General features: G+C 55.6%; 21 protein-coding genes and 2 pseudogenes. 12 read left to right on the top strand and 11 right to left on the bottom strand.

What is annotated here, in order from left to right; all coding sequences use genetic code 11:
• Window positions 1-9: 9 nt before the first annotated feature.
• Window positions 10-684, bottom strand: coding sequence for a hypothetical protein (locus tag AC0V60_RS05220; RefSeq protein WP_486177451.1), 675 nt, complete (start codon window positions 682-684; stop codon window positions 10-12).
• A 38-nt stretch (window positions 685-722) separates the two neighbouring features.
• Window positions 723-1130, bottom strand: a complete 408-nt coding sequence (locus AC0V60_RS05225) for a DUF2177 family protein (RefSeq protein WP_486177452.1) — start codon at window positions 1128-1130, stop codon at window positions 723-725.
• Between the two features lie 62 nt (window positions 1131-1192).
• On the opposite strand from AC0V60_RS05225, the gene AC0V60_RS05230 reads away from it, so the two are divergent.
• The 12 genes and pseudogenes from AC0V60_RS05230 to AC0V60_RS05285 all read left to right on the top strand — a co-directional run bounded on the left by AC0V60_RS05230 (window position 1193) and on the right by AC0V60_RS05285 (window position 11691).
• Window positions 1193-1465 carry an exodeoxyribonuclease VII small subunit gene (locus AC0V60_RS05230; protein ID WP_486177453.1) on the top strand — a complete coding sequence of 91 codons (273 nt, stop codon included), beginning with the start codon at window positions 1193-1195 and terminating at the stop codon, window positions 1463-1465.
• Window positions 1466-2380, top strand: a complete 915-nt coding sequence (locus AC0V60_RS05235; RefSeq protein ID WP_486177454.1) for a polyprenyl synthetase family protein — start codon at window positions 1466-1468, stop codon at window positions 2378-2380.
• On the top strand, window positions 2377-2748 hold the full coding sequence (locus AC0V60_RS05240) for a hypothetical protein (protein WP_486177455.1): 372 nt from the start codon (window positions 2377-2379) through the stop codon (window positions 2746-2748). The genes AC0V60_RS05235 and AC0V60_RS05240 overlap by 4 nt, the downstream gene beginning before the upstream one ends.
• Window positions 2745-3258 (top strand): annotated as a pseudogene (coaD, locus tag AC0V60_RS05245) (pantetheine-phosphate adenylyltransferase). The gene AC0V60_RS05240 and the pseudogene coaD overlap by 4 nt, the downstream one beginning before the upstream one ends.
• 102 nt (window positions 3259-3360) lie before the next feature.
• Window positions 3361-4050, top strand: coding sequence for a peptidylprolyl isomerase (locus AC0V60_RS05250; protein ID WP_486177456.1), 690 nt, complete (start codon window positions 3361-3363; stop codon window positions 4048-4050).
• 67 nt (window positions 4051-4117) lie between these two features.
• Window positions 4118-5153, top strand: a pseudogene (gene queA, locus AC0V60_RS05255) (tRNA preQ1(34) S-adenosylmethionine ribosyltransferase-isomerase QueA).
• A 12-nt stretch (window positions 5154-5165) separates the two neighbouring features.
• Entirely contained in the window at window positions 5166-6119 is a 954-nt protein-coding gene (locus AC0V60_RS05260; RefSeq protein ID WP_486177457.1) for an ABC transporter ATP-binding protein, read from the top strand.
• Window positions 6119-6898, top strand: a complete 780-nt coding sequence (locus AC0V60_RS05265) for an ABC transporter permease (RefSeq protein WP_486177458.1) — start codon at window positions 6119-6121, stop codon at window positions 6896-6898. Before AC0V60_RS05260 ends, AC0V60_RS05265 begins: the two co-directional genes overlap by 1 nt.
• A gap of 82 nt (window positions 6899-6980) precedes the next feature.
• Window positions 6981-8081 carry a hypothetical protein gene (locus AC0V60_RS05270; RefSeq protein ID WP_486177459.1) on the top strand — a complete coding sequence of 367 codons (1101 nt, stop codon included), beginning with the start codon at window positions 6981-6983 and terminating at the stop codon, window positions 8079-8081.
• A 42-nt stretch (window positions 8082-8123) separates the two neighbouring features.
• Entirely contained in the window at window positions 8124-9251 is a 1128-nt protein-coding gene (gene tgt / locus AC0V60_RS05275) for a tRNA guanosine(34) transglycosylase Tgt (protein ID WP_486177460.1), read from the top strand.
• A gap of 61 nt (window positions 9252-9312) precedes the next feature.
• Window positions 9313-11322: an alpha/beta hydrolase family protein gene (locus AC0V60_RS05280; protein ID WP_486177461.1), complete on the top strand. Its 2010-nt coding sequence runs from the start codon at window positions 9313-9315 to the stop codon at window positions 11320-11322.
• A 54-nt stretch (window positions 11323-11376) separates the two neighbouring features.
• Window positions 11377-11691, top strand: a complete 315-nt coding sequence (locus AC0V60_RS05285; RefSeq protein ID WP_486177462.1) for a chorismate mutase — start codon at window positions 11377-11379, stop codon at window positions 11689-11691.
• A gap of 190 nt (window positions 11692-11881) precedes the next feature.
• Here the strand turns inward: AC0V60_RS05285 and rpsD are convergent, their stop codons facing one another.
• From rpsD to rpoD, 9 genes are all read right to left on the bottom strand, one after another.
• On the bottom strand, window positions 11882-12496 hold the full coding sequence (gene rpsD, locus AC0V60_RS05290; protein ID WP_486177463.1) for a 30S ribosomal protein S4: 615 nt from the start codon (window positions 12494-12496) through the stop codon (window positions 11882-11884).
• Between the two features lie 151 nt (window positions 12497-12647).
• Entirely contained in the window at window positions 12648-13412 is a 765-nt protein-coding gene (locus AC0V60_RS05295) for an RNA methyltransferase (RefSeq protein ID WP_486177464.1), read from the bottom strand.
• 3 nt (window positions 13413-13415) lie between these two features.
• The gene (gene nrdR / locus AC0V60_RS05300) at window positions 13416-13892 is read right to left on the bottom strand and encodes a transcriptional regulator NrdR (protein WP_486177465.1); all 477 of its coding nucleotides are present in this window, start codon (window positions 13890-13892) and stop codon (window positions 13416-13418) included.
• Between the two features lie 9 nt (window positions 13893-13901).
• Complete coding sequence (gene glyA / locus AC0V60_RS05305) at window positions 13902-15212, bottom strand: serine hydroxymethyltransferase (RefSeq protein ID WP_486177466.1); 1311 nt, start codon at window positions 15210-15212, stop codon at window positions 13902-13904.
• The gene (gene rpiB, locus AC0V60_RS05310; RefSeq protein WP_486177467.1) at window positions 15209-15700 is read right to left on the bottom strand and encodes a ribose 5-phosphate isomerase B; all 492 of its coding nucleotides are present in this window, start codon (window positions 15698-15700) and stop codon (window positions 15209-15211) included. The genes glyA and rpiB overlap by 4 nt, the downstream gene beginning before the upstream one ends.
• 540 nt (window positions 15701-16240) lie before the next feature.
• Entirely contained in the window at window positions 16241-16888 is a 648-nt protein-coding gene (gene parA, locus AC0V60_RS05315; RefSeq protein WP_486177468.1) for a ParA family partition ATPase, read from the bottom strand.
• Between the two features lie 111 nt (window positions 16889-16999).
• Entirely contained in the window at window positions 17000-17587 is a 588-nt protein-coding gene (locus tag AC0V60_RS05320) for a DUF2059 domain-containing protein (protein ID WP_486177469.1), read from the bottom strand.
• Window positions 17588-17616: 29 nt separating this feature from the next.
• On the bottom strand, window positions 17617-17820 hold the full coding sequence (locus AC0V60_RS05325; protein WP_486177470.1) for a sigma factor-like helix-turn-helix DNA-binding protein: 204 nt from the start codon (window positions 17818-17820) through the stop codon (window positions 17617-17619).
• Window positions 17795-19636: an RNA polymerase sigma factor RpoD gene (rpoD, locus tag AC0V60_RS05330; RefSeq protein WP_486177471.1), complete on the bottom strand. Its 1842-nt coding sequence runs from the start codon at window positions 19634-19636 to the stop codon at window positions 17795-17797. Before rpoD ends, AC0V60_RS05325 begins: the two co-directional genes overlap by 26 nt.
• Window positions 19637-19638: the final 2 nt, after the last annotated feature.

Consider the following 19638-nt stretch of genomic DNA (forward strand, 5'->3'; position numbering starts at 1 on the left):
CCCCTTAATCTAGAGGCTGGCTGCCGCCAACCCGCCAGCTTGCGTAAAATAGCGATTCTTCCCCACCCATACGGCGAGCAGCGTCACAACCCCAAATGCGAACAAAGATTGGGCATAAAGGAACAGGCTCGCCTCAGCGGGAAGCGGGGCGAACCAGCTAATCGCTTGAAATGTCAGGAGCACGCCCAGTAAGATGAGCGGCTGCACGATCGGCCCGCGTGATCGCCGTACGTAAAAGATGAACGCTGCGAGGATTATCCCGACCTCGAGCGGCATAGCAATTTCCGGATGATTCCAAAGGCCAAGACCATAAACCGCATCCCCGCCCGCTAGGGTGAGATCGGGCCGGTGTGTCAACCAATCAAGCAGCCAATGCGACACGACGACGCTTGCAGTAAGGAGACCTGCAAGGCTGTCCCTGTGCCAGATGGCGATGACTATACCAAAGCCAAGCGCCCATACACCGACCCCCATAAGGCTATGAGTGTAAGGCATATGATGGAGATCGAAGGGCACCATTACAGTCGCATTTGGATCAATCCGCATCTTTTCCACGCCTATCATCGCCAGTGTGAAAAAGGCCCAATCGACAAGCTGTGCTGCAACAAAATAGGTGGCGAGCTTTGGACCCTTGGAATAGGCTGCCGCTGCCACAAATGCTGGTGCGAAATGACCGATAAACATGAATGCGCCCCCGCGAATGCTTTGTTCTTATAAATTACCTAATGGCGGGTGAAGCGCAAAGCGATCCAGCATGCAAGGGTGCTTGTGGTGCCGGTCGCAAATGCTCCCCAGCATATGTCGAATATCGTCACTCTGGTCGCCCAGACTTTAAATACAGCCTGACTGGTGAGATCAAATGTCGCGTAGCACAAGGCGCCTAGCAAAACTCCGTTAAGAAGGCTTTGGCGCACATCGCCGCTTTCAATGCCAGGCCGGATTGCGAACCAGGTCATGCCGCATAGGTAAATGAGGTAGAACGCGCCAGCGGCTCCCACATTGAAGTCCTCTGCCATAATTTCGCCGATGGTGGGCGTGTAGAGGTTGGGGCCTGCCCAATTCAGCCAAACGGCATCCAGAGCGCCGAAAATCACCGCAGCGCTGAAAAACGCGATCAAATATCTGGTCATCACCTGTTCCTTCTTAATGCTGGCCTTGACCGGGCGTGTGCGCGGCGTCAATGCTCCGAACTATGGACGAGGGAAATGCAAGCGGCGGCCAAGGCGCAGCCGACATCGAACAAATGAGCTTTGAACAGGCGCTCACCGCGCTTGAGGCGATTGTTACGCAGCTGGAGCGCGGCGATGTCCCGCTCGACAAGTCGATTGAGCTCTATGAACGCGGCGAGAAACTGCGCACTGCATGTCAGAACCGCTTGGATAGCGCGCAAGCACGGATTGAAAAGATTGTCGCCGGCTCGGATGGAGCGCCAAGCGGGACAGTTCCCCTTGATGGAGGCCATTGAATGAGCGTGGTCGGTATGGACGGCGACCTACTTCAGGACGGCCTTAAACGGGTTCAGGCGGAAATTGATTCGGTTTTCGACGCGTTTTTGCCAGTTCCCTCAGACACGCGCGCGCGGCTTGTCGAGGCCATGCGGTATGCCGCTATCGGCGGCGGTAAGCGGGTTCGCCCATTGCTGTTGGTGGCGACCGCAGAGCTTTTCGGGGTGGACCGCACGTCGGCTTTGCGCGCGGGCGCTGCTGTGGAGGCGATCCATTGTTACTCGCTGATCCATGATGATCTGCCCTGCATGGATGACGACGACCTTCGTCATGGCAAAGCCACACTTCACCATGTCTATGATGAAGCAACCGCAGTGCTTGCAGGCGATGCGCTCCATGCTCTGGCGTTTGAAATTCTTGCCGAAACTGAGACAAGCGCCGATCCATTTGTGCGCAGCGAACTGATCATGACGCTTGGCACGGCCAGCGGCATGAACGGTATGGCGGGCGGTCAGATGATGGATATGGTCGCTGATCAGGAAGACGTGACATACGACCTTCAGGCGATCACCCGGTTGCAGCAATTGAAAACTGGCGCGCTGCTATCCTGTTCGGTTGAGATGGGCGCGGTGCTAGGCAAAGTTCCATTGGAGGGACGCACGCATTTGCGAGCGTATTCGCGTGACATTGGCCTTGCTTTCCAGATTGCCGATGATCTTCTCGATGTTGAGGGCGATGCCGAGCTTGCTGGAAAGGCTCTGCGCAAGGACAATGAACAGGGCAAACAGACGTTCGTGACATTGATGGGCGTGGATAAGGCGCGCGATCAGGCACGGATGCTGGTCGATCAGGCGGTTGGGCATTTAAGCTCGCACGGAAGCGAGGCGGACGTCTTGCGCGCTCTTGCCCGTTTTATCGTGGAGCGTGATCGGTGAAGCTGGCTTTCGCTATTCTTGCTGCGGCCAGCGTCACGTTGTTCTCGTGCGACGACCACATGAGCGAACAATCGAAAGCCTCACTAGTCGATAGGTTCGATGCTCCATCGTGCTCAAATTCTCGGGTGCTGAGCTCTGGTGGCCGACAAGGCAAAAACGGCCACGAGGCTTTTCGCACTTTCAGTGTTGATGATGATTGCATGGCAGAGGTTGTTTCCAGCGCAAATGAGATTGGCTTCGAGCAAGATCAATCGGCGGCTTTCATCCACAATGACAGTTTCGGGATGACCGAGAGAATTGCAATTATACCATCAGAAACCGGCGACGTTTACCTGATTGAATGGGTCGAATGGGGATTTGACAAATGACCAAACGCATCGGGGTCTACCCCGGAACTTTTGACCCGATCACGTTGGGTCACGCGGATATCATTCGGCGCGGCGCAAAGCTCGTGGACGAACTCATTATCGGCGTCACAACGAGATCCTTCAAAAAACCCGATGTTCTCAACCGAGGAGCGCTTCGCCATGGTTGAGCGCGAGGTGGAGAACCTTGGCCTCGTCAACGTGAAAGTTGTTGGGTTCAATGCGCTCCTTGTGAAATTCGCGAACAAGATGGGGGCCAATGTTGTTATCCGGGGCCTTCGCGCCGTCGCTGACTTCGAATACGAATATCAAATGGCGGGCATGAACCAGCAATTGGATGAGAATATAGAAACCGTCTTCCTCATGGCAGACGTCTCGCTTCAGCCGATCGCATCGAAACTCGTTAAAGAAATCGCGGTCTATGGCGGTGATATCACCCCGTTCGTAAGCCGGGATGTCAAGTCAGAGGTCACCGCGCGCGTCGAGGAGATAGGGCGCAAGGGCGATTATTGAAGCCGTTCATAAACTGTGTGAGCCCGCCCACTCATTCATTGAAGTGTCAGGCTCGGGGCTTTAGGGGCACTACCGAACAGTTACGGACTAAAGATCACATTTATGCTTAAATCAGTCACCGCGCCATTAACGGCTTTGGCACTTCTCGCATCTGGCTCCGCCGTTTGGGCGCAAGACACAGATGCGCTCGAGGAGGCAGTTAAAGACACGCGCACCTACCCTGCGATAAATTTTGACCAAAGCGAGAAGCCTGAGAATGTTTGGGTGCTTGACCTATCCAACGGTGAACGGGTCAAAATCCGCCTGATGGAAGAGTGGGCGCCAAAGCACGTAGAGCGCGTTAAAACGCTTACGCAGCAGGGTTTTTATGATGGAATCATTTTCCACCGCGTAATTGATGGCTTTATGGCGCAAGGCGGTGATCCCACCGGGACCGGGCAGGGCGGATCTGAGCTTCCTAATCTTGAAGCAGAATTCAATCCTATGCCTCACGTGCGCGGTTCGGTTGCAATGGCGCGCGCTACGGAAGAAAACAGTGCGAACAGCCAGTTCTTCATCGTGTTCTATCCCCGTTTCAGCCTCGACAAGCGCTACACCAATTTTGGCCGCGTGATTGAGAATATGGGCGCTGTGGATGCTATCAACAAAGGTGAACCGCCCACAGAGCCAACTCGGATTGTCCAAGCTTCACTCGCAAGCGACAATCGGCCTGTACCAGCCGGCGGCTCGCCGCCGCGCGTCGATACTGAGGTGACGGCTGATCTTCTCAATGCGCCTTTGGGGTCGCAATAAGCTCGGACAATTTCGAAAACGCGAAAATAGGTTTTCGTAACCGTCAGGCGTCCCTAATGGGATGCCTATGCGCGTTGACCTTTTTGACTTTGACCTCCCCCAAGACCGTATAGCCCTTCGCCCTGTGCGGCCGCGTGATGCTGCACGGATGTTATTCGTACAGGGAAAAGATGCGGCGCTCGAAGATGCAGGCGTCTTAGACTTACCGAAATTCCTAAAGGCCGGCGATATGCTGGTCTTCAACGATACCCGCGTTCTGCCAGCACAGCTTGAAGGGCGCCGGGTAGGAGGCGAGGCCCGTATTGGAGCGACGCTTCATAAACGTATGGATCTGCGACGGTGGCAGGCATTTGTGCGCAATGCGAAACGCGTGAAAGAGGGCGATCAACTGATCTTTGGCGGCGGGGTGACCGCGATTGCCGAGGAGCGCTATAAAGACGGTTCAATCACATTATTCTTCGAGGGCGATGAGCCGGTGGAAGTCCTGCTAGATAGGGCGGGGACCATGCCGCTCCCCCTATATCGCGCAAAAGCGCGGCGTGGATGAACAAGACTGGTCCGACTATCAAACCATGTTCGCCTCCGAAGACGGGGCAGTGGCCGCACCCACTGCTAGTCTGCATTTTACCACAAGGCTCGTGTCGGCATTGGACCATGCGGGCATCAAGCGAGAAACGCTTACTCTGCACGTGGGGGCAGGCACGTTCCTGCCTGTGAAAGCCGACGATACGGATGACCACCAAATGCACTCCGAGTTTGGGCGGATTAATGCCGGGACCGCAAATCGGCTCAATGCGGCGAAAGAGGCAGGGGGACGGCTTATCGCTGTCGGGACTACATCGCTGCGCCTGTTGGAAAGCGCCGCTGGCGAGGATGGCCGTATCTGCGAATTTTCAGGCGACACCGATATCTTCATTACGCCGGGATACCGGTTTAAAGCTGTTGATGGGTTGATGACCAATTTTCACCTGCCAAAATCAACTTTGATGATGCTGGTCAGCGCTCTGATGGGCCGCGAGCGGATGATGCAAGTCTACTCCCATGCGATTGAAAACGAGTACCGTTTCTATTCCTATGGTGACTCGTCCCTGCTCCTGCCCTAGCGGGAAGTGGTTATGTCCGAGCCCATACTTTCCATTCATGGCCTTACCAAGGTTTATTCCGGCGGCACAAAGGCGCTGGACAATGTCGATCTCGACATACGCAAGGGCGAGATATTTGCTCTTCTCGGGCCCAATGGTGCTGGCAAGACGACTTTGATTGGCGCGGTGTGCGGGCTGGTGCGTCCCACCTCTGGCACGATGAACGCGTTCGGCCACGACCTTGCCCGCGATTGGCGCGCGGCAAGGGCGCGCATTGGGCTCGTCCCGCAAGAGCTTGCAACCGATATGTTCGAGACCGTTTGGCGGGCTGTTTCCTATTCGCGCGGGCTTTTTGGCTTGGCACCGGACAAGGCGCGCATTGAGGAGATCCTCAAATCGCTCAGCCTATGGGAAAAGAAGAACAGCCAGATCCGCGAGCTTTCCGGCGGCATGAAACGCCGGGTTTTGATCGCAAAAGCGCTCGCGCATGAACCCGATCTTCTTTTCCTTGATGAGCCCACAGCCGGCGTCGATGTTGAACTGCGCAAAGGCATGTGGGAGCAAATCGGCGCTCTGCGTGAGCGCGGCACCACGATCATCCTCACCACCCACTACATTGAAGAAGCCGAACTGATGGCGGACCGGGTGGGCATCATTCGCAGGGGCCGGATCCTGATGGTCGATGATAAAACTTCGATCATGCAGCACATGGGGAGCACTGAGGCCATGATTTCGCTGGCTGCGCCGCTTGACAGCATCCCTGAGAGCATTGCGGCCTTCCCAGTCACATTGGGCGAGGGCGGGCGCACATTGATTTACCGCGGGGGCAGCGCGAACGATGCTGGCAGCAGCAATACCGAAATCGCCTCGCTGACCAAGACGCTCACGAAAGCTGGGATCGACTACAACGGCATCGACATTCACGATTCCTCGCTGGAAGACATCTTCGTTGGTCTGGTCTCTGAACACGAAGAAGAGAGCGCGTGATGGCAGCGGGAAGCGGATTTAACGCGCGCGGCGCTTGGTCGATCTACACACGCGAATTAATGCGGGCGATGCGAACAGCATTTCAGTCGATTTTGTCGCCTGTCCTCACCACATCGCTTTATTTCATTGTTTTCGGCACTGTGATCGGTGCCCGGATGGAGCCTGTCGACGGCGTAGCATATGGCGCTTTCATCATTCCCGGCCTGCTTATGCTGACACTTCTGGGGGAAACCACAAGCAACTCCTCGTTCGGTATCTATATGCCGCGCTTTACTGGCACGATTTACGAACTGCTTTCAGCGCCTGTGGGCGTCGCTGAGACGCTTGCGGGGTTTGTCGGCGCTGCGGCAACCAAAGGCTTGATCCTTGCTGCGATCATTTTGGGCACCGCCACGCTTTTTGTGGATTACGAGATCAAATACCCGCTTGCCGCATTCGGATACATAATGCTGGTCGCAGCAAGCTTCTCGCTCTTTGGTTTCATTCTGGGCTTATGGGCGGATAGCTTTGAAAAACTTGGGATTATCCCGCTTCTCTTCCTCACACCGCTGACGTTCTTAGGCGGAACTTTCTATTCCATCGACGACCTACCCGGTATCTGGTCAACGATCGCCTACGCCAACCCAATTGCCTTTCTGGTGAGCGGGCTTCGTTGGACATTCTACGGTACGTCCGATGTGTCGATATGGGTGTCGCTGGGCCAGACTTTGGGTTTTCTGAGCGTTTGTGTCGCGGTTATTGCCTTTATCTTTAAGTCCGGATGGAGGCTCAGGGAGTAATTGTTTGCGAGAAAATTGGCATAACGATTGTTTAAGCCAATGGGTTTACTTGAAAGGTGATCTTTGAAGAGGAGCATCGGTAATGGGCAAGCCTGTCGCAACAAAGATTAGTGCGCACATAGTTTCGGCTTTGCTAGCAGGAGCTTTTGCAACTGCTCAGTTTCGTCACTATAACGCTTGGGAAGGGGACCTTTCAGGAATCTCGCCCGACGAGCTTATCGTGACTATGACCCTGCCGACTGTGGTATTTGCCGCTATCTTTGTCGCCGGGCATATAATGCTCCGAAAGCTTCAAACAAAGGCACGCGTGACCTATCCTTTACTAGGCATTGTTGCCCTAATGGCGGCAAGCGTGGCAGTTATGCCAATGGCCCTTATCCAGACCGCCTCGGATGAAGGAATCGTCTCGATTTTTGTCGCGTTAACGTTTGGAACTGGAGCGCTTGTGGGCTTTCTTCACCTTAGGTCCGCAGGGTATGAGTATGACGAGGATGAGATTGCTCAATTAGAGAAAGCGGCAGCGTCAAGCGTGCATACAACTGTCGTTCGAGAAAACTCTGCTAAGGACCAATCGCCAAACCAAGCCGAGCCTGCAGCACAAAGCCAAGCGCAACCGCACGACATGGCAAACGCGAGCGTTGTTCAAACACAAAGCGCCACGTTTTTTGATGGACCATTGCAAGTTATAACCTCAGGAAATGCGGTTGTAGCTGCTGCTTTGGCAGGTGGATTGGTCCATTTTTGCTATACCGCCGTCTTCCATCTCGGGTTTTCTAATGGGGAGTTTGGCGCCAGCGAGAACCTCAAAGAGAACATCTTAAGCGGAGATTTCTTTTCAAGCATTGTGTTTGGTCTGATATTCTCTCTTATTGTTTGCATAACCGTACTGCCACCAGCGATTTATATCTTGCACAAGTTTCTAGCCTCTAGAAATCGTGCCGATCTGACGAGTTATGTGGTGGCTGGTGGTGCCCTTCCTTTGGCCACGGGACTATTGATGTTTGGGTTTGGAATTGTTCTGACACATTGGCTGATACTTCCACTTGCCGCTGCAATGGGCGCTTATCATCGTCTTGCGGGGATCGAGCCAGCATCGCTCCCAGAGGATATCGAAGTTTCAGACCCGCGCACTCTCGTGGGTGAGGATCATGTTAGGCGCCGGTTGCGCCGCGTGGTGGGATAACGTGCCCTCGACATCTCTACCATAGGAGCTAAGGGAGCGCTTATGACTGAGCGCTTCACCTTCGATCTTCACGCAACCGATGGCCGCGCGCGCACTGGTACAATCACCATGCAACGGGGCGAAATTCGCACGCCTGCTTTCATGCCTGTGGGCACCGCTGCGACGGTCAAGGCCATGAAGCCTGAGAGTGTCCGCGAAATTGGCGCGGATATCATCCTTGGCAACACATACCATTTGATGCTGCGCCCCGGTGCTGAGCGGGTGGCGCGGCTTGGCGGGCTTCATAACTTTATGAAGTGGGATCGCCCGATCCTGACCGACAGTGGCGGATATCAGGTGATGAGCCTGTCTGAACTTCGCAAGCTGACCGAGGACGGCGTCGAGTTCCGCAGCCATATTGATGGTTCGAAACATATGCTGACACCCGAACGCTCGATGGAAATTCAGCGCCTGCTCGGGTCCGACATTGTCATGTGCTTTGACGAATGCCCGCGCGCGGACCGGCCGCGTGATGAAATCGCTGCCTCGATGGAGCTGTCCATGCGCTGGGCCAAGCGCAGCCGAGAGGGCTTTGACAGCGGCGAAGAGCATGCTGCGCGTTCTGCATTGTTTGGTATCCAGCAGGGCGCTCTCGACGAAGACCTGCGCCGTGTGAGCGCTCAGAAGCTTATCGACATTGGTTTTGACGGCTATGCGGTGGGCGGTCTTGCGGTGGGTGAGGGGCAGGAGGCGATGTTCGGGGTGCTCGATTATGCGCCCGAGATGCTTCCCAAAGACCGTCCGCGCTATTTGATGGGGGTTGGCAAACCCGACGACCTTGTTGGCGCGGTGGAACGAGGGATTGATATGTTCGATTGTGTTCTGCCGACGCGCTCTGGCCGCAATGGACAGGCGTTCACATGGAATGGCCCGATCAACTTGCGCAATGCGCGCTTTGTTGAGGATCAAAGCCCGCTTGACGAGACGTCTGATTGTTCGGCCTCACGCGACTATTCCAAGGCGTATCTGCACCACCTGCACAAGTCCCATGAAATTTTGGGCGCCATGCTGCTGACCGAGCATAATTTGGCATTTTATCAAGCGCTCATGCAGAAAATGCGTGATGCTATTGCTGCGGGGCGTTTTACTGCCTTTGCAAGAGAATTTCGCCATAATTATCTTGGGGAATGAGGTTTGACAAAGCTCTGATACTTGGCAATGTTATTTCCATTACGGGTATGGGACGAATTTCATGAAACTGACTGCAAAAAGCCTTTCGGGCTTTGTCGGCTGTGCTTTGCTTACAGGGCTGACAGCCCTTGGCGGGTCGCCATTGACTGCTTCAGACGCTGAAGAAGACGCAAAACGTTTTGGTGCACGCTCTTCGGTGCTTGATATCAGCTTGTCGCCGTCAGGAACGAAGCTCGCCTGGATTGCGCCGGGACCTGGCCATAGTGAGGTCCTCTATGTGATTGATATGGAGGACGGTTCGGCTGTTACCCAGATTGCCGGTAATGATGAAATTCAGGCTGATCTGAGCCGGTGTGAATGGGCAACCGATGAGCGTATTGTGTGCGAGGTTTTCGGGATGGCGCGCACTGGCGATGGTTTGCTGCTCCCCTATTCGCGCATGTTTGCAGTGAGCGCCGACGGCACAGACGCTCTCGGCATGAATCGGCGGCGTTCATCGCGCGCACTTGGCTTCAATCAGAACGGCGGCGATATCGTCGCGCTTGATGTCGATGGGCAAGAGGGTCAACTCTTGCTCACGAGGAACTACCTCGAAGAGCGCACCACCGGCACGCGTGTTGCCAGCACCAAGGAAGGTCTCGGAGTCGATCGCTTCGATGTTGTGAGCGGGCGAAGAAAGGTGGAGGTGCAACCTGACAAAGGGGCGAGCTTCTATCTTGCCGATGACAGGGGTAATTTGAGGTTGAAGGTCCGGCGCAGTGTCGATGGCGCGGGCTTTCTCACCTCCGATCGCACTTTCATGACGCGCGATCCGGGTGAAAAAAGCTGGCGGCGTATCGAGGATGTGACATTGAACGGCAGTCCGCTCAATTATTCTCCGGTGGCCGTTGATGCCAACAGCAACTCGCTTCTGGCTTACACTTCGATCGGGGGATACCGAGCTCTTGTCGGAGTGCCATTGGACGGGAGCAATGAAGCTCGTGTGATAGCGGCGCGCGATGATGTCGATGTTGACGGGCTTATCCGTATTGGCCGGCAGCGCCGCGTGGTTGGGGTGACCTATGCTACTGAGAAACGGTCGGTCGAATATTTCGACCCTGAACTTGCGGGGCTAGCGGACGCTCTGGGCAACACACTTTCTAGCCAGCCGCTGATCAACTTTGCAGGAGCGAGCGCGGATGAGAACAAACTCGTGATCATCGCTTCTTCGGACACGGATTCGGGTACCGTCTATCTCTTCGATAAGACCAGCAAGAACCTCGAGATGTTGCTTGCTATGCGTGACGGCCTGGTCGATCGCCCGATGGGGTCGATGAAACCAGTGACATACCCAGCCGCTGACGGGACTGAAATCCCTGCATATCTTACACTGCCACCGGGGTCGGACGGCAAAAATCTGGCCACAATCGTTCTACCCCACGGTGGTCCTGCCGCGCGTGATTATTGGGGTTTTGACTGGCTCGTCCAGTTCTTCACCGCTCGTGGATACGCCGTACTTCAACCCAATTACCGCGGTTCATCGGGCTATGGTGAAGCATGGTTTGGTCGCAACGGCTATCAGGCTTGGGATGTGGCAATTGGCGATGTGAACGATGCGGGCCGGTGGCTTATATCAGAAGGGATTGCTGATCCTGAGAAGACCGCCATCGTAGGTTGGTCTTATGGGGGCTATGCCGCGCTTCAATCGCAGGTGGTTGAGCCTGATCTATACAAAGCCGTGGTGGCTATCGCGCCTGTGACTGACCTCGAGTATCTGCGCTCCGATGCGCGCAGATACACCAATTTCCGATTTCGCGATGAACAACTGGGGCGCGGGCCCCATATTGCTGCGGGCAGTCCAAGGCGTCATGCTGAAACGTTTGCAGCACCTGTGGCGCTTTACCATGGCACGCTTGACGTGAATGTGGAGGTCCGGCACTCAAAAGATATGGCGGATGCGCTGAAAGATGCTGGAAAATCTGTGACCTATGTTGAATTTGAAGACCTCCAGCACGGTCTTCGTGACAGCAATGCGCGCGCGCAGATGCTTGGTTCGATTGATCAGTTCCTCACTGAAAGCCTTGCTCGCTGAATTTGGGCGCACAAACTCTCGACAAATGCGAGGGGAGAGGCCAAGTGGCACCCTATGACTGACTCTCCCACCAAGCCGCCTGAAGACTGCGAGACCATGATTGATGTGCGTGCAGGGGTAGACGCGACTGACCGCGAGCTCGTGGCACTGCTCGAGCGGCGCTTTGGCTACATGCGGGCAGCGGCCCGGATTAAGCCGACGCGAGAGGCTGTGCGTGACGAAGGGCGCAAGGCGAGCGTGATTGCAGCGGCGAAGGCTGAGGCTGATGCGCGCGGGCTGCCGGGGGAACTGATCAGTGAACTTTGGGAGCAGCTTGTCGAAGGCTCTATCGCCTATGAATTTGTCCATTGGGACGCGGTTCGCAAATAATTGAAGCGTGTTCGTGAGCTTCTGCCGATTGAACGACCTTGAGCCCGCCGTAGCGCGCCGATTTCGCTGCGATTAAGCGGTCCATGCATTCGGCTAGCATTCGCGTCCCTTAGATCTTTGGCGAACCTGCAAAAGAAAAGGGCGGCCCCGAAGGACCGCCCTGAATTCCTGATTGTGCTCGGCGCGACGATTAGCGCGAATAGAACTCGACCACGAGGTTTGGCTCCATCGTGACCGGATAAGGCACCTCGTCGAGTTTAGGCACGCGGGTGAACTGAACTTTGTCATTACCGTCTGGGGCAACATAGTCCGGAATTTCACGCTCTGGCAGGCTTTGCGCTTCGATGACGAGAGCCATTTCTTTCGCTTTCGAGCCAAGGCTGATCACATCGCCAACGTGGCAACGACGTGAAGGAATGTCACACTTCACACCGTTCACATAGATGTGGCCGTGGTTGACGATTTGACGCGCAGCAAAGATCGTAGGCGCGAATTTTGCACGGTACACGATCATGTCCAAACGGCGCTCAAGCAGGCCGATGAGATTTTGACCAGTATCGCCCTTAAGCTTCGTTGCGTCTTTGTAAGTCGAGCGGAACTGCTTCTCAGTGACGTCGCCGTAATAGCCTTTAAGCTTCTGCTTAGCGCGAAGCTGAAGGCCGAAATCGCTCATCTTGCTCTTACGGCGCTGACCGTGTTGGCCGGGGCCATAGGCGCGCTTGTTCACTGGAGAGTTTGGACGGCCCCAGATGTTTTCACCCATGCGGCGGTCAAGTTTATGCTTAGAGCTCTTACGCTTAGACATATGTCTATCCTTCAAATTTGCTGGATCGCCCATTTGGCGATCATTGAACCCGGCACCGCACCATTAAGCCAAAGCGCCCAATGCGGTCTCCGCTTCACCGGGGTGCGGGACCAATTGCGTGGGCGCGCGTATACAGTGGTGGGCCGCGAAATCAACCCTTATCAGGCAGGTCCTTGGATGAGTCCTTATCAGCCCGGCCAAGCGAGGTGAGAACCCCGCGCAAAGTGCGCACCTCAAGGTGGTTCCAAGCAGGCTTGGTCAGAACGGTGCGAAGCGTGCGGCGCGTGGCCTCTGCGCGCGCTTCCGGGTAGAAATACCCCTTTGAGCCCAGCATTCCTTCGAGATGCGCGATCAGGCCTTCGAGTTCTTTCTGAGGCGCTGGGGGCAGGGTTCCGCCTTCCGCAGTGGGTTGCACTAATGCGCTGGCCTCATACTCGCTACCGATGCGCGACCACTCATAAGCGGTGAGGATGACGGCCTGCGCCAAGTTGAGCGAGCCAAACTCCGGATTGATGGGCACGGTAAGGATATGCCGGGCAAGCGCCACGTCTTCTGTTGCAAGCCCTGATGCCTCGCGTCCGAAGAGCACGGCATGGCGGCCGCTTTCGGAATGCATCAACCGCGCCGCGCCATCTGGACCGACCACCGGTTTTGTTAAGCCTCGTTTGCGCACGGTGGTGGCGTAAACATGCTCGCAATCCGCGACAGCCTCAGCGGTGGTCTCGTATATCTTTGCCTGATCAAGCACGACATCAGCGCCCGCTGCCGCAGGGCCTGCGCTGGGATTGGGCCAGCCATCACGAGGGGCAACAATGCGCATCTCGGTGAGCCCAAAATTGAGCATCGCGCGCGCGGCCTTGCCAATGTTCTCGCCCAGTTGGGGGCGCACCAGCACGATAATGGGCCTATTTGTCACAGGTCAGTCTTTAGCCGCATCAGCGACAGTGCTGGCAAATTCTTCGAAATCCTTGGCCTCTGAGAAATCGCGGTAGACACTGGCAAAGCGGATGTATGCCACGGAATCGAGCTGCTTTAGCCCGTCCATCACCATCTCACCGATGCGAGACGACGGCACTTCCGCATCGCCAGCGGTTTCGACCTGACGCTGGATGCCGGAGACCAGTTGGTCGATGCGCTCTTGGCTAACAGCGCGTTTGCGGCAGGCAAGGGCCACCGATTTTTCAAGTTTGGAGCGGTCAAAAGGCTCTCTGCGTGGCTCAGATCCGTCGATGCCCGTTTTCACGATAACCACCTCGCGCAGCTGGACGCGTTCAAATGTGGTGAAGCGGGCGCCGCAAGAATTGCACTGACGCCTTCGCCTGATCGAGGTGTTGTCCTCGGTCGGGCGGCTGTCTTTCACCTGCGTGTCTTCATGGGCGCAAAACGGGCAGCGCATTTTGGTTGCTTACCCTTCGGGATAAACCGGGAAGTCGGCGCACAGCTTGGCGACGCGTTGACGCACGCTCTCTTCGACCTGCGCGTCGCCCTCTGGACCGTTCTTGGAGAGACCATCGACGACCTCTGCGATGAGTTGGCCGACTTGGCGAAACTCCACCGGACCAAAGCCGCGGGTGGTGCCCGCTGGCGTACCAAGACGAATGCCAGAGGTCACAAACGGTGAGCGGGTATCGAACGGAATGCCGTTTTTATTGCAGGTGAGCCATGCGCGGTCGAGGCCTGCTTCTGCGGCCTTACCTGTCACGTCCTTCGCGGTGAGGTCCACCAACATGGAGTGGTTGTCAGTGCCACCGGAGACAATCCGAAGGCCATTTTCTTCCAAACTCGCCGCAAGCGCACGGGCGTTCTCCACGACGCGGTGAGAGTAGGTCTTAAACTCTGGGGCCAGCGCCTCTTTGAAAGCCACCGCTTTGGCAGCAACGACATGCATCAATGGTCCGCCCTGAAGACCGGGGAACACCGCCATATTTAACGGCTTGGTGTACTTCTCATCATTCCAAAGGATGATGCCGGAACGCGGCCCGCGCAGGCTTTTGTGCGTTGTCGAAGTGACGATATCACAGTGCGGGAAGGGCGATGGGTGCGCGCCGCCTGCCACGAGTCCGGAAATGTGGCTCATATCGCACAGCAGGATCGCGCCCACTTCATCGGCGATTTTGCGGAACGCGGCAAAATCCCAAATGCGCGAATAGGCAGTGCCGCCGCAGATAATGAGCTTTGGTTTGTGCTCACGCGCGGTCGCGGCAACCGCGTCCATATCAATCAGTTCATCACCCTCGGTCACGCCGTAGCTGACAGGGTTGAACCATTTGCCTGACATGTTGACCGGCGAACCGTGAGTGAGGTGCCCGCCGGAATTGAGGTCGAGGCCCATAAAGGTATCGCCCGGCTCAAGCATCGCGAGGAAAACGGCCTGATTCATCTGGCTGCCTGAATTCGGCTGAACATTGGCAAAGCTGCAGCCGAACAATTGCTTGGCACGCTCAATGGCCAGAGTTTCGACAATATCGGCATAGTCGCAGCCGCCATAATAGCGTTTGCCGGGATAGCCTTCGGCGTATTTATTGGTGAAGACGCTGCCTGTCGCTTCTAGAACAGCTTTTGATGCGATGTTCTCAGACGCGATCAACTCGATCTTGTCCTGCTGGCGCGCGAGTTCCTTGCCAATAGCGCTCGCGATTTCGGGGTCGGCGCTGGCGAGATTGTCGTGCCAGAAGCCATGCATAGGATCGGCTGTGTGGTCAGGCTGGGTGCTCATTGATGGGTCTCGATATGGTCTGGGCCAGAATCTGGGAGTTGTGGCGGTTTGCCGAGCTTTGCAACGCGGCGCTGATGGCGGCCACCCGGATCGCCTTCGTCGGCAAACTGGGTGCTTAGAAAAGTAGCTACGCAAGACTTCGCCATTTCGATGCCGATCAGGCGCGCGCCAAGGGCAATGCAGTTTGCATTGTTGTGTTCGCGGGAAAGGGCCGCTGACAATGGCTCAGATACCAAAGCGCAGCGGACCCCTGGATGGCGGTTTACACTTATCGAAATGCCGATGCCCGATCCGCAAAGCGCAACGCCAAATTCCGCAGTTCCATCGGCGATCACATCGGCAAGTTTGTAACCGTAATCGGGATAATCGACACTTTCCCCGGCTTCGGGGCCAAGGTCGGCGATTTCGTGACCTTCTTCCATGAGCCATTCGGCAAGCTCACTTTTTAGGTCGGTCGCGGCGTGATCAGAGGCAATGGCTATACGCATGGGCACGCTACATAGTGTGGTCAGCGCTGTGTAGCCAGCCCGATATAGCGGCTTTTCAACTTTCTGATTGATGGCGGGGCCCGATTGATGAAAGGGTCGAGGCATTTGGTTCACAATAGTCTCGCCGCTGAACCGGCCTTTGCTCTCGTGCCAAACTTGTTAAATCCTTGCTCCTACTTAGTTCGGCTCCGAAAGGTGCGTTTTCATGCGATTTATGTGCTTTCTTTTCGCGGCCTTGGTCGCCTAATTGAGCGTAGGAACCTATCGCCTCGTTGCCAGCGGGATAGAAGCCCGAAGGTTCCTGCTGTAAACGAACGCTGCCTGATTGAGCGGCAAGCGCTCATCAGCACCGTTGAGGTTTCCCGGCCCTCGGTGCCGGTCGATGAGTTGGGTAAGATATCGTGGCGATTGAGCGGGATCGCAAACGGTCCAGAGCCTGTGATCCCTGATGATTATAAGCTCAAATACGAGCTCTTTGCGCGCAGCTTTAGGAATGATCGCAGGCGGCGCGACTAAATCTTACCGACGCGAAGGGTACGGCTATTTCTCCGCTTTTTTGAGCGATTTTCTCAGCCATTTCCAAAGCTTGTCGATTTCTTTGGCCGCCTTACCATCAGGCGCAAGCTCGCCTGCGGTTTCACCCTTGGCGCTTGAGCGGTGGAAGTCGGCGCGGTCGCCCAGTTCGATTGGACATATCTCCAGGCCCATTTCCTTGGCCGCCGCGCGTGCGCTTTTGGCAAGTTTGGTCGCGCCAGTGGGTACACCGTTAAGCACTACAAAGGCGGGCGTTTTGGCGTAGTTCACAAGGTCAGCAATCGGTTCGAGTGCGGCGAGATCGAATGCCCGCGGTTTGGTTGGGATAAGGACAATGTCAGCGACCTTGATCGCTTCGCGCGCCGCAGCATCGGCATGGGGAGGGGTGTCGATCACGACAAAATCCACACCGTTCTTTTTCGCGCTCTCAATGGTGCGGGCAAGTCGGGCAGGGGGAGCGGTGACCACCACGGGCAGGAAATCCCCGCGCCAATCTGACCATGAGGCAGCAGTCGCTTGCGGATCGGTGTCTACCACACAGCTTTCGTGTTTCGCATCCGCAGCGCGGGTGGCGAGATTTACCGCAAGAGTGGTTTTGCCGGAGCCGCCCTTCTGGCTGACGATTGCAATCGTGGCGACTTCGGATTTTGGCATAGAAGGTTGCTTTCAGCAGTATTTAATTCGGCCAAACATTCCGGAGCCAAACCAATATTGCAAGTGCGAAGAACGGTTTTCCGCAGCCGCGAAGGACTTAGGGGCTTCAGTTCAACTCGCGTTGTCCGCTTGCTCGACTGATGAGAGATAGTCCATGATGTCATCCTTCAATTGTTCTTGCATCGGCGGAAGCAGGGTCATGACATCATTCATATATCGTTGATTGGCGGCTGCAAAATTGGGCTCAGCGGCAATCGCAGGGCTCAATTCAAAGAAGCGCTGCCCGCTTGGAGTTGCCACGAAATCGCGGATATCGATAAGCTCTTCTTTTGTGAACATGTTGGCATAAGCGAGAGCCCATCCCTCCATAATGCTGGGTAAATGAAACGACATTTTCTCCATCGCTTTGACCTTGAAGTCGCCGAGGCTGCGCTCGACGATGGCCGTAAGCCGTGGGTCTTCGATAGGGCTTGACTGCCGCTGAGCCTCTTTCATCTGAGCCATCATCTGTTCCATGGTGGCAAAAAAGATCGCCTCCCGTTTTTCCTCGGGCATCCCCAGATCTATGATCTCGCGCGCGACCACAACCGATTCTGATTGCGGTGCAGCGGTGATTGCAGGGCCTTCTTGCGCGGCAGCGGACTGCACCGGGATTGCGAGCGCAAACGAAGCAAGGATAAGGCTAAGACGAAATTTCATTGTTTGCCCTTTCCTGAGCAAAGACAGAACTACTGATCCAAGAACGAACGCATCTTGCGCGAGCGGCTTGGGTGCTTGAGCTTCCTAAGTGCCTTCGCCTCAATCTGCCTAATCCGCTCCCGGGTCACGGAGAACTGCTGACCCACTTCTTCTAAAGTGTGATCGGTGTTCATGCCGATACCAAAACGCATCCGCAAAACACGCTCCTCACGCGGGGTCAGCGAGGCGAGCACGCGGGTAACGGTTTCCTTGAGGTTTGCCTGGATAGCGGCATCCACAGGGATGATCGCATTCTTGTCCTCGATAAAATCGCCAAGGTGCAGAATCTTCTTCGTCGCCAATCGGTGTCTCAAGCGAAATTGGCTCTTTGGCGATTTTCATCACCTTGCGAACCTTCTCCAATGGCATGGAGAGACGCGCTGCCATCTCTTCCGGGGTCGGCTCGCGGCCTTCTTCGTGCAGGAATTGGCGGGAAGTTCGAACAAGCTTGTTGATCGTCTCGATCATGTGGACCGGAATACGGATAGTGCGCGCCTGGTCAGCGATCGAGCGAGTGATCGCCTGACGGATCCACCATGTCGCGTAGGTCGAGAATTTATAACCACGGCGGTATTCGAATTTATCGACCGCCTTCATCAGACCGATGTTGCCTTCTTGAATAAGATCAAGGAATTGCAGGCCGCGATTGGTGTATTTCTTAGCGATAGAAATCACGAGGCGAAGGTTGGCTTCCACCATTTCCTTCTTCGCAATCCGCGCCTCACGCTCGCCTTTTTGCACCATGTTGACGATGCGTCGGAATTCGGGAAGCGCCATGCCGGTGTTTGCAGCAATATCGGTGATTTCGGTGCGGATCCGGTCAAGCGCGCCTTCTTCCTTCTCGGCAAACGCAGCCCATTTCTTGTCCTTCGCGGCACGTTCAGCAATCCAACTGTCGTCAAGCTCATTGCCGACGTATGATTTGAGAAAGTCGATCCGCTTGATTTTATGGCGCTCAGCCAGACGCAGCATTTGGCCGCCAAGAGCGGTCAAACGGCGGTTAAAGGCATAGAGATTGTCGACGAGGAACTCGATTTTCGCAGCATGGAACTGCACGCTCTCAACCTCTGCGGTTAGCTCGTCTGAAAGCTTCTCGTATTTGTTCTCTTTTGCCTTGGGAAAAATGTCGCCTGCGGCAATCGTGTCAACCCGCTCGAGCTGCAATTTCTCAAAAGATTTGAAAAGCTTGGTGATGCGGGCAAAACGCTCAATCGCATCAGGTTTAAGCGCGGCTTCCATTTGAGCAAGAGAGAGGGTGTTGTCCTCCTCTTCTTCCTCTTCTTTCTTGGCCCCTTCGCCTTCCTCGCCGTCTTCACCTTCTTCTTTGTGATCTTCGACTTCATCGTCGTCATCACGGATGGTGGGGCCAGCGGTCTCCTCGGAGATCTCGCCGCCTTTTTCAGCTTCCTCGTTCTCCTCTTCCATTTTGTCAGGCGGAGGCTCTTTGGAAAGCATCGCGTCAAGATCGAGGATTTCGCGAAGCTGCATGTCTTCAGAGTTTAGCGCTTCGGACCACTGGATGATCGCGTGGAAAGTGATCGGGCTTTGACACAGCCCCATGATCATCATGTCGCGGCCCGCTTCGATACGCTTGGCAATCGCGATTTCGCCTTCGCGCGATAGCAGTTCCACTGCGCCCATCTCGCGAAGGTACATGCGCACTGGGTCGTCGGTTCGCTCACCCGTTCCGGTTTTCTTTGCGGCAGGTTTTGCAGCGGCCGGTTTTTTCTTGTCGTCGTCGACTTCCATTGCCTCGACTTCGGCGTCTTGTTCCGCTTCAGCCTCAGCCTCTTCGTCGTTCTCGACGATCTGGACCCCCATTTCGGAAAGCGCAGTTTGGATGTCTTCAATTTTGTCCGGGCTCATCTCTCCCGAGGGCAAAGCTGCGTTGAGCTCATCATAAGTGATGTAGCCCTTCTTCTTTGCTTTAGTCATGAGCTTCTTTACAGAAGCTTCATTGAGGTCGATCAGCGGTGCGTCGTCTTTGTCGGCTTTTGCGGTCGAGGCCATAT

The sequence above is a fragment of the Erythrobacter sp. S259 genome, from assembly GCF_057364965.1.